At 58.5% G+C, this 10629-nt stretch carries 9 protein-coding genes; all 9 read right to left on the reverse strand.

All coding sequences use genetic code 11. The features are described from left to right. Nucleotides 1-599 (reverse strand): acetyl-CoA carboxylase carboxyl transferase subunit alpha (accA, locus tag ACXRVY_RS09290; RefSeq protein ID WP_458237284.1); only part of this gene is annotated, 599 nt, incomplete at its 3' end. A gap of 139 nt (nt 600-738) precedes the next feature. Then, entirely contained in the window at nt 739-4260 is a 3522-nt protein-coding gene (dnaE, locus tag ACXRVY_RS09295; RefSeq protein ID WP_458237285.1) for a DNA polymerase III subunit alpha, read from the reverse strand. Between the two features lie 77 nt (nt 4261-4337). After that, the gene (rnhB, locus tag ACXRVY_RS09300; protein WP_458237289.1) at nt 4338-4964 is read right to left on the reverse strand and encodes a ribonuclease HII; all 627 of its coding nucleotides are present in this window, start codon (nt 4962-4964) and stop codon (nt 4338-4340) included. 11 nt (nt 4965-4975) lie between these two features. Then, nucleotides 4976-6106, reverse strand: coding sequence for a lipid-A-disaccharide synthase (gene lpxB, locus ACXRVY_RS09305; RefSeq protein ID WP_458237286.1), 1131 nt, complete (start codon nt 6104-6106; stop codon nt 4976-4978). A 2-nt stretch (nt 6107-6108) separates the two neighbouring features. Beyond that, nucleotides 6109-6885, reverse strand: a complete 777-nt coding sequence (gene lpxA / locus ACXRVY_RS09310; RefSeq protein ID WP_458237287.1) for an acyl-ACP--UDP-N-acetylglucosamine O-acyltransferase — start codon at nt 6883-6885, stop codon at nt 6109-6111. After that, nucleotides 6882-7322 carry a 3-hydroxyacyl-ACP dehydratase FabZ gene (gene fabZ / locus ACXRVY_RS09315; RefSeq protein ID WP_007978374.1) on the reverse strand — a complete coding sequence of 147 codons (441 nt, stop codon included), beginning with the start codon at nt 7320-7322 and terminating at the stop codon, nt 6882-6884. Before fabZ ends, lpxA begins: the two co-directional genes overlap by 4 nt. Before the next feature lie 266 nt (nt 7323-7588). Continuing rightward, entirely contained in the window at nt 7589-8644 is a 1056-nt protein-coding gene (gene lpxD, locus ACXRVY_RS09320) for a UDP-3-O-(3-hydroxymyristoyl)glucosamine N-acyltransferase (RefSeq protein ID WP_223458391.1), read from the reverse strand. A gap of 3 nt (nt 8645-8647) precedes the next feature. Continuing rightward, a complete protein-coding gene (locus ACXRVY_RS09325; RefSeq protein ID WP_007990260.1) occupies nt 8648-9151 on the reverse strand; it encodes an OmpH/Skp family outer membrane protein in 504 nt (167 codons plus the stop codon). Nucleotides 9152-9196: 45 nt separating this feature from the next. Beyond that, nucleotides 9197-10629: outer membrane protein assembly factor BamA (gene bamA, locus ACXRVY_RS09330; RefSeq protein ID WP_458237288.1), on the reverse strand; the 1433-nt coding region annotated here is incomplete at its 5' end.

Here is a 10629-nt window from a genome sequence, read left to right on the forward strand (position 1 = left end):
CCTTCACCGATCACGGTGGCGATGATTGGGGTTTTCAGGCGGGCCATGACACGCAGGTTCCAGGCGATCGCTTCGCTCTGGTTACGCTCTTCGGCGTCGATGCCAGGGTAGGCGCCCGGGGTGTCGATGAAGGTCAGGATCGGCATTTTGAAACGCTCGGCCATTTCCATCAGGCGGCAAGCCTTGCGGTAGCCTTCCGGACGTGGCATGCCGAAGTTGCGGCGAACTTTCTCGCGCACTTCACGGCCCTTCTGGTGACCGATGATCATCACCGGCTGGTCGTCCAGACGGGCAATACCGCCAACGATGGCAGCGTCGTCGGAGAAGTGACGGTCACCGTGCAACTCGTCGAACTCGGTGAAGATGTGTTCGATGTAGTCCAGGGTATACGGACGTTTCGGGTGACGCGCCAGACGTGCGATCTGCCAGCTGGTCAGCTTGCCGAAAATGTCTTCGGTCAGCGTTTTGCTCTTGTCCTGCAGGCGGGAGATCTCATCGCCGATATTCAGCGAATTGTCATTACCGACCAAGCGCAACTCTTCGATCTTGGCTTGCAGGTCGGCGATCGGCTGTTCGAAATCTAGAAAATTCGGGTTCATAGGCGTCCGTCTTGGGTCGAGTCCCAAGGGATCTTGGGCCGGCCGGTTGTCTATTCGCGCCCTACCTTAAGGGACAGGCGCGTTGAGGTCGAGATTAAAAATTCAGGTTGCGGGCAGGCGTTCTGAGATCACCTGCCGGTCAACGGTATTGGAGGAAGACGTTGTCTCGCCCGAACTGGTCACGCAGGGCTTGAATCAACGCATCCGCCGGATCGATCCGCCAGCCTTCGCCAAACTGCAACAAGGCCTTCGCATCAGGGCTGGTGTAATCCATGGTGATCGGGCACGCACCGCGGTGACGCTTCAACAGTTCACCCAGCCAGCGTAGCTGATCGCCCTTGAGGTCCTTGGCATGCAACTTCAGGCGCAGGCTTTCGGCCAGGTTGGTGCGCGCATCTTCCATGCTCATCACCCGCTTGACCCGCAACTTCAGGCCACCGGAGAAGTCGTCATTGCTGACCTCGCCTTCGACCACCACCATCGCGTCGGTCTGCAACAGCGACTGCGCGGAATGGAACGCCTCGGAAAACAGCGAGGCCTCGATCCGCCCTGAGCGGTCGTCGAGGGTGATGAACCCCATCTTGTCACCCTTCTTGTTCTTCATCACCCGCAAGGCGATGATCATCCCGGCGACCGTCTGGGTATCGCGCGCCGGTTTCAGGTCGATGATGCGCTGACGGGCGAAGCGACGGATTTCACCCTCGTATTCGTCAATCGGGTGACCGGTCAGGTACAGGCCGAGGGTATCTTTCTCCCCTTTCAGGCGCTCCTTGAGGGTCAGCTCCTTGGCCTTGCGGTGATTGGCGTAGACGTCGGCGTCCTCTTCGACAAACAGACCGCCAAACAGGTCGGAGTGACCGCTGTCCTGGGTGCGTGCAGTTTGTTCGGCCGCCTTGATCGCTTCCTCCATGGCCGTCAGCAGCACCGCGCGATTGCGGTCGATGTTGGCCTGGTAGGCTTTCTGCTCATCGTGGAAATACGGCCCGAGGCGATCCAGCGCGCCGCTGCGGATCAAGCCGTCGAGGGTGCGCTTGTTGATGCGCTTGAGGTCAACCCGGGCGCAGAAATCGAACAGGTCCTTGAACGGACCGGCCAGACGCGCTTCGGTGATCGCCTCGACCGGGCCCTCACCCACGCCTTTGATGGCACCGAGGCCGTAAATGATCCGGCCTTCGTCGTTCACCGTGAACTTGAACTCGGACGTGTTCACGTCCGGCGCGTCGAGACGCAGCTTCATGGTCCGCACTTCTTCGATCAAGGTCACGACCTTGTCGGTGTTGTGCATATCCGCAGAGAGTACCGCAGCCATGAACGGTGCCGGGTAATGGGCTTTCAGCCACGCGGTCTGATACGACACCAGGCCATAAGCAGCGGAGTGGGATTTGTTGAAGCCGTAACCGGCGAATTTTTCTACCAGGTCGAAAATGTTACCGGCGAGGTCCGCATCGATGTTGTTGGTGGCACAACCTTCAATGAAGCCACCGCGCTGCTTGGCCATTTCCTCGGGTTTTTTCTTACCCATGGCTCGACGCAGCATGTCCGCACCACCGAGGGTGTAACCGGCCATGACCTGGGCAATCTGCATCACCTGTTCCTGATACAGGATGATGCCGTAAGTCGGCGCCAGTACTGGCTTGAGGCCTTCGTACTGGTAGTCCGAGTGCGGATACGCCAGCTCGGCGCGACCATGCTTACGGTTGATGAAGTCATCCACCATGCCTGACTGCAGCGGGCCTGGACGGAACAGCGCCACCAGTGCGATCAAGTCTTCCAGGCAGTCGGGCTTGAGCTTTTTGATCAGCTCCTTCATGCCCCGGGATTCAAGCTGGAACACCGCCGTGGTTTCGGCTTTTTGCAGCAAGGTGTAAGTCGGCTTGTCATCCAGCGGGATGAACGCGATATCCAGCGGCGGTTCGTTGACCTTGGCGCGGTCACGATTGATGGTTTTTAGCGCCCAGTCGATGATCGTCAGGGTCCGCAGACCGAGGAAGTCGAACTTCACCAGGCCGGCCGCCTCGACGTCATCCTTGTCGAACTGGGTTACCAGACCGTCACCGGCCTCGTCGCAATAGATCGGCGAGAAGTCAGTCAGCTTGGTTGGCGCGATAACTACACCACCGGCGTGCTTGCCGACGTTACGCACAACGCCTTCGAGCTTGCGGGCCATCTCCCAGATTTCCGCGGCTTCTTCATCGACCTTGATGAAGTCGCGCAGGATCTCTTCCTGCTCGTAGGCCTTTTCCAGGGTCATGCCGACTTCGAACGGAATCATCTTCGACAGGCGATCCGCCAGGCCGTAGGACTTGCCCTGCACCCGCGCCACGTCGCGGACCACAGCCTTGGCGGCCATGGAACCGAAGGTGATGATCTGGCTTACCGCATTGCGGCCGTACTTCTCGGCCACGTAGTCGATCACCCGGTCACGACCGTCCATGCAGAAGTCGACGTCGAAGTCGGGCATGGAAACCCGTTCCGGGTTAAGGAAACGTTCGAACAGCAGGTCGTATTCCAGCGGGTCGAGGTCGGTGATCTTCTGCACATAGGCCACCAGCGACCCGGCACCCGATCCACGGCCAGGACCCACCGGTACGCCGTTGTTCTTGGCCCACTGGATAAAGTCCATCACGATCAGGAAGTACCCGGGGAACCCCATCTGGATAATGATATCCAGCTCGAAATTCAGCCGGTCGACATAGACCTGGCGTTTGGCCTCGTAGTCTTCGGTGGTGTCCTTGGGCAGCAGAACGCTTAGCCGCTCTTCCAGGCCGTCGAAGGACACCTTGCGGAAGTACTCGTCGATGGTCATGCCATCGGGGATCGGGAAGTTGGGCAGGAAGTGCGTGCCCAGCTTCACTTCGATGTTGCAGCGCTTGGCGATCTCGACGGTGTTTTCCAGCGCCTCGGGAATGTCGCTGAACAGCTCGGCCATTTCATCGGCGCTTTTGAGGTACTGCTGATCGCTGTAATTCTTCGAACRCCGCGGATCGTCGAGGGCGCGGCCTTCACCGATGCAAACGCGGGTTTCGTGGGCGGCGAAGTCTTCCTGCTTGATGAAGCGCACGTCATTGGTCGCCACCAGCGGCGCACCGAGCTTCTCGGCCAGCGCCACCGCGCCGTGCAGCTGTTCTTCATCGTTCGGGCGGTTGGTGCGCTGGATTTCCAGGTAGAAACGATCCGGAAACACGTCCATCCATTCGCGGGCAAGGGTTTCGGCCTCGGCGGGATTGCCGCTGAGCATGGCCTGGCCGATCTCGCCTTCTTTGGCCGCCGACAGCATGATCAAGCCCGCATTGGCTTCAGCGACCCATTCGCGCTCGATGATGATCGCGCCATTGCGCTGACCATCGATAAAGCCGCGGGAAATCAGTTCGGTGAGGTTGCGATAGCCTTCGGCGTTCATCACCAGCAGGCTGATCCGGCTCAGCGGGTTGTCCGGATCCTTGTTCGACAGCCACAGGTCGGCGCCGCAGATCGGCTTGATCCCGGCACCCATGGCGTTTTTATAGAATTTGACCAGGGAACACATGTTGTTCTGGTCAGTGACCGCTACGGCAGGCATGTTCATGCCGACCAGGGTCTTGACCAGCGGCTTGATCCGCACCAGACCGTCGACCAGGGAGTATTCAGTGTGCAGGCGTAGGTGAACGAATGAAGCCGGCATAGTGATCCTGTCTATAAACATGAAGACAACAAGGCCCGGATTGTACCGGGCCTTGGTAAAAAAAATCAGCCTCGCGACTAACTCTCGATGAGACCTTCTCGCGCCTCATAGGCCAGCCGCACCGGGGCAAATGAACGCCGGTGAATCGGGGTCGGGCCGAGACGGGCGAGCGCTTCCAGATGAACGGGCGTCGGGTAGCCTTTATGCCCACCAATGCCGTAACCCGGGTAAATCAATTCGAACGCCGCCATTTCACGATCACGGCTGACCTTGGCCAAAATCGATGCGGCGGCGATGGCTGGAACCTTGCTATCGCCCTTGACCACGGCTTCGGAGCGCATCGGCAGCTTTGGGCAACGATTACCATCGATCATCGCCAGCTTCGGCTGGATGTGCAGCCCGGCAACCGCGCGCYGCATGGCCAGCATGGTGGCSTGCAGGATATTCAGTTCGTCGATTTCTTCGACTTCGGCGCGAGCGATACACCAGCTCAGGGCTTTTTCGCAGATTTCGTCGTAGAGCTTTTCGCGGCGGGCTTCGGTGAGTTTCTTCGAGTCGTTCAGGCCGAGGATCGGGCGGTTCGGATCAAGGATCACCGCCGCCGTAACCACCGCGCCACAGAGCGGGCCGCGACCGACTTCATCGACGCCGGCAACCAACTCTTCGACTTCGGCGACCAAGGTAAAATCCAGCCCCATCTGCATGTTCGTTTTACTCATTTGTCTTGGCCGATCAGGTTCAGCACTGCGTCCGCAGCCTGGTTGGAGGCATCCAGACGCAGGGTCCGGTGAATCTCATCAAAGCCACGGGTCTGCTCTTCCCCGCCCTCGATCAGCGGTGACAAGGTCTGGGCCAGCGCTTCGACCGTTGCATCGTCCTGCAACAACTCGGGCACCAACAGACGCTGAGCCAGCAAGTTCGGCAATGAAATGTAGGGGCTTTTCACCATGCGCTTGAGAATCCAGAACGTCAGCGGTGCCAGACGGTAGGCAACCACCATCGGCCGCTTGTACAGCAATGCTTCAAGTGTTGCGGTTCCGGAGGCAATCAGCACGGCGTCGCAGGCTGCCAGGGCCAGATGGGACTTGCCATCGAGCAAGGTCAGCGGCAGATCACGACCGGCCAGCAACTCCTCCAGCTGAGCCCGACGCTGCGCACTGGCGCAAGGCATGACAAACCGCACGCCCGGGCGCAACGTACGCAAGCGCTGGGCCGTATCGAGGAACAACGCGCCGAGTCGGCCAACTTCACCACCGCGGCTGCCCGGCATCAACGCCACCAGCGGCCCGTCAGGCAAACCAAGTTCGGCCCGCGCTGCGCTGCGATCGGCTTCGAGTGGAATGGCGTCGGCCAGGGTATGGCCGACGAACCGCACCGGTACGCCCTTCTCTTCGTAGAATCTGGCTTCGAACGGGAACAGCGTGAGCATCAGGTCGCAGCCTTCGCGAATCTTCAGCACCCGCTTCTGCCGCCAGGCCCAGACCGACGGGCTGACGTAATGCACGGTCTTGATCCCGGCCTGGCGCAGCTTGAGTTCGATATTGAGGTTGAAGTCTGGCGCGTCGATACCGATGAACACATCAGGTTTCGCTTCGATCAKGTCGGCGACCAGCTTCTTGCGCCGTGCCAGCAACTCGCGTAACCGGCCCAGCACTTCCACCAGGCCCATGACGGACAGACGTTCCATCGGGAAATACGGGGTCAGGCCTTCGGCCTGCATCAGCGGACCACCCACACCGATGAATTCGACAGCCGGGTGACGAGCCTTGAGCGCGCGCATGAGGCCCGCGCCCAGAATGTCGCCGGAAGCCTCGCCCGCTACCAGCGCAATACGCAGATTGGCCATGATTAGCGGGTGATGCCGCGGGTCGAAGACTGGATGGAGTCGCGGAACACCGCTACTTCCGGGAACTGCGCAGAAGGCTCGGACAGTTCGACGAGCGCCTGCTCCACGGTCAGGCCCTGGCGGTAAACTACCTTATAGGCGCGACGCAGGGCGTGAATCGCATCTTCGCTGAAACCGCGACGACGCATGCCTTCAAAGTTCATGCTGCGGGCTTCGGCAGGGTTACCGAACACCGTGACATACGCAGGAACATCCTTGCCGATGGCAGTACCCATGCCTGAAAAGCTGTGGGCGCCAATGTGGCAATACTGGTGAACCAGGGTAAAACCGGAAAGGATCGCCCAGTCTTCCACATGCACATGGCCCGCCAGTGCGGTGTTGTTCACCAGGATGCAGTGGTTGCCGATAACGCTGTCGTGGCCGATGTGGGCATACGCCATGATCAGGTTGTGATCGCCCAGGGTCGTTTCCGAACGGTCCTGGATGGTGCCACGGTGAATCGTCACGCCTTCGCGGATGACGTTGTGATCACCAATCACCAGACGGGTTTCCTCGCCCTTGTACTTCAGGTCAGGTGTGTCTTCGCCCACCGAGGAAAACTGGTAGATGCGATTGTGCTTACCGATTCGCGTCGGGCCCTTGAGGATCACGTGCGGCCCGATGACTGTCCCCTCGCCGATTTCCACACCTGCGCCGACGATCGACCACGGGCCGACCTCGACGCCGTCAGCCAGAACGGCTGTCGGATCGATGATTGCACGAGGGTCAMTCAAACTCATAGCTTGCGTTCCGCGCAGATGATTTCAGCGGAGCAGACAGGCTTGCCATCGACCGAAGCCTGGCATTCGAACTTCCAGATCTGACGCTTGCAGCTGATGAACTTGGCTTCAAGGATCAACTGATCGCCTGGCAGAACCGGCTGGCGGAAGCGCAGCTTGTCGGAACCGACGAAGTAATAAAGAGTGCCGTCGGCCGGTTTCACGTCGAGCATTTTGAAACCAAGGATCCCGGCAGCCTGAGCCATTGCTTCGATGATCAATACGCCAGGCATGATTGGATGCGCAGGGAAGTGACCGTTGAAGAACGGTTCGTTGATGCTGACATTCTTGTAGGCGCGAATGCGCTTGCCTTCAACATCCAGCTCCACTACCCGGTCCACCAGCAGGAACGGGTAACGGTGAGGCAGGTATTCGCGAATCTCGTTGATGTCCATCATTTCGGGGGGAAGCCTATGTAAAGATTGGGAGCGCGCGACTGACGCACGTTCCTCTAGCAAATCAAGGAGCCAGTCCACAGACTGTSTGRAAACTACTGYGCTCGRCAATMCTGCGTTAAAAACAGGCTCGGAATGCTCATTTACAGCCAGTAAAGTCGAGTGCGACTCCAACCGTTCCTCGCCTGTTTTTGCCTTGTCTTGYCTTCGCTCGCTACGTTTCCACGCAGTCTGTTTTGCGGCTGTGCACACTTGATATGGAAATGGTATCAGCCATCTGATGAAGCATTACCGTCAGGGGTCACTTCCCCTACTTGCTTTTCCAGCTGGCGCAGACGCCGCGCAATGTCATCGAGCTGACGAATGCGTGCCGCGCTTTTGCGCCACTCGGCTGCCGGCTGCATGGCCGTACCGGAAGAATAGGAACCCTTTTCGGTAATCGAGTGGGTCACCATGGTCATCCCGGTGATGAAAACGTTGTCGCAAATTTCGATATGCCCTACCAGCCCCACACCACCAGCGAGCATGCAATGCTTGCCAATTTTGGTGCTGCCGGAGATCCCGACACAGGCGGCCATGGCGGTGTGATCACCGACCTGAACGTTGTGAGCGATCTGGATCTGGTTGTCGAGCTTCACACCATTACCGATGATGGTATCGGCCAGCGCACCGCGATCTATAGCCGTGTTCACGCCGATTTCAACGTCATCGCCGATCAACACGCCACCGATCTGGGCGATTTTCTGCCAGATACCTTTTTCATTGGCAAAACCGAAACCTTCGCCGCCGAGCACCGCTCCGGATTGAATGACGACCCGTTTGCCGACGCGAACGTCGTGATAAAGGGTCACACGCGGCGCGAGCCAGCCACCCTCACCCACCACGCTGCGAGCACCGATGAAGCAATGCGCGCCGACAGTCGTACCGGCTGCAATCTGCGCACCGCTTTCGATCACCACAAAAGCACCGATACTCGCCGCAGGATCGACTACCGCATCCGCAGCGATCACCGCCGTGGGATGTATGCCGGCAGCGGACTTGGGCTTGGGATCGAACAGGTGGGAAACACGTGCGTAGGCCGCATACGGATCCGGCACCACCAGCACATCCCCGCAATGACCTTCGGCGTCAGCGGCTTTCAGCAACAAGGCTGCAGCCTGACTACCTGCCAGGTACTTACGGTATTGGGGGTTTGCGAGAAAGCTCAACTGAGCTGGGCCAGCCTCCTGCAAGGTGGCTAGCCCAGTAATTGCTTTCTCGGGATCGCCATGTAGCGTGGCGCCGAGGAACTCGGCCAGCTGGCCGAGCTTAATGGTCACGGTCATGGATTACTTCAGCTGATTCATGCGCTCGATAACCTGGCGAGTGATGTCGTACTGAGGCTTGACATCAATCACTGCGCCACGCTCGAAGACCAGGTCAAAAGCACCTTTCTTGATGACTTCTTCCACAGCGCTGTCCAGTTTCGGCTTGAGCTGCTTCAGCATTTCACGGTCGGCAACGGCCTTGGCTTCGTTCAGCTCCTTGGACTGGAACTGGAAGTCACGGGCCTTTTGCTTGAATTCAAGCTCCAGACGCTCGCGCTCACCCTGCTGCATTTTGTCGCCACCGGCCATCAGGCGGTCCTGAATGCCCTTGGCGCTGCTTTCCAGGGTCTTGAGCTTGGTCAGTTGAGGACCGAACTTCTTCTCGGCATCCACGGCGTATTTCTTGGCCGCATCGGACTCCAGCAAAGCCATCTGATAGTTCAGAACAGCAATTTTCATGTCGGCGAATGCCGGACCAGCGACCAGTACGCTGGCCAGGAGAACCAATTGAGTCAACTTACGCACGATGCACTCCTACAAAATTCATTGTCGTTATCTTGGGTCAGACGCTTAGAACGTCTGGCCGAGGGAAAATTGGAACACTTGAGTCTCAGCGTTATCCGGTTTCTTGACCGGCATGGCCAATGCGAAACTCAGAGGACCCAGTGCGGTGACCCAGGTCACACCCACACCGACAGAACTGGCCAAGTTGCTCAAGCTGATGTCGTTGCACTGCGTGTTGGACTTCGACGCAGGGTTGGTATTTGTCGTCTGCTCGCACTTGGAGTCGAACACATTACCCACATCCCAGAATACCGAGGTACGCAGGGATCGTTGATCCTTGACGAAAGGCATAGGGAACAGTACTTCCACACCGCCCTGGATCAGGACGTTACCACCAAACGGCAGTGGATCATCGTCCGGATCAGCCAGCGTTCCGGTATTACCCGTTACACCCACGCCACGACTCGGCGTACTACGAGGACCCAGAGTGCTGTCCTTGAAGCCACGAACCGAATTAAAACCACCAGCATAGTAGTTTTCATAGAATGGCAAGCCATCGGTCGAGCCGTAACCGTCGCCATAACCCAATTCGGTGTGCAGGCGCATGGTGTAATTTTCGCTCAGTGGCTGGAACAACTGGCCACGGTAATCGAGTTTGTAGAACGACAGGTCGCTACCCGGTATGGTGGCTTCCGCCGTCAAGCTTTGAGAATGACCACGGGTCGCCAATACGCCTTTGTTCAAGGTAGATTCGGACCAGCCGGCCGAAGCCTTGAAGTTCAGGTACTGATCACCTTCACGGTTAACGAAGTCGAAAATCTCGTCGACGGTGAATTCACCGGTCTTGATCTTATCCTGCTGCGCATTCAGGCCAAAGGTCRGACGCGAAGTCTCGCTGATCGGGTAACCGACGCTGACACCTGCACCCAAGCTGTCTACGGCGTAGCTCGCTACGTTGACATCGAGGTCTTTGTAGTCAGTGGTGCGGTAGAAGGCGTTGTAACCCAGGCTCACGCCATCAGCCGTCCAGTAGGGGTCAACAAAACCAAAGTTGTAACGCGTCTGGTATTGGCTTTTGGTCAAGCCGATGCTGACCTTGTTACCGGTACCCAGGAAGTTGTTCTGGGTGATCGAGCCACCAAGGATCAGACCGGCACTCTGGGCGAAACCGACGCTGGCGGTAATCGAACCGGAGGCTTGCTCTTCAACGCTGTAGTTGACGTCCACCTGGTCATCGACACCCGGCACGGCCGGGGTCTCAACGTTGACTTCCTTGAAGAAGCCCAGACGTTCCAGACGGGTCTTGGACTGGTCGATCAGGTAGGTCGAAGCCCAGCCGCCTTCCATCTGGCGCATTTCACGACGCAGCACTTCGTCTTCGGACTTGGTGTTGCCGCGGAAGTTGATGCGGTTCACGTAGGCACGCTTACCCGGATCGACCGCGAACAGGATGTCTACGGTGTGATCTTCTTCGTGCGGCTGAGGCACGCCGTTGACGT

It is taken from the genome of Pseudomonas sp. P5_A2_2, assembly GCF_054177685.1.

Excerpts from the sequence above, each read along its gene's own strand:
- fabZ (WP_007978374.1), bottom strand. The coding sequence starts at position 7,322 with ATGATGGACATCAACGAGATTCGCGAATACCTGCCTCACCGTTACCCG.
- lpxD (WP_223458391.1), bottom strand. The coding sequence starts at position 8,644 with ATGACCGTGACCATTAAGCTCGGCCAGCTGGCCGAGTTCCTCGGCGCC.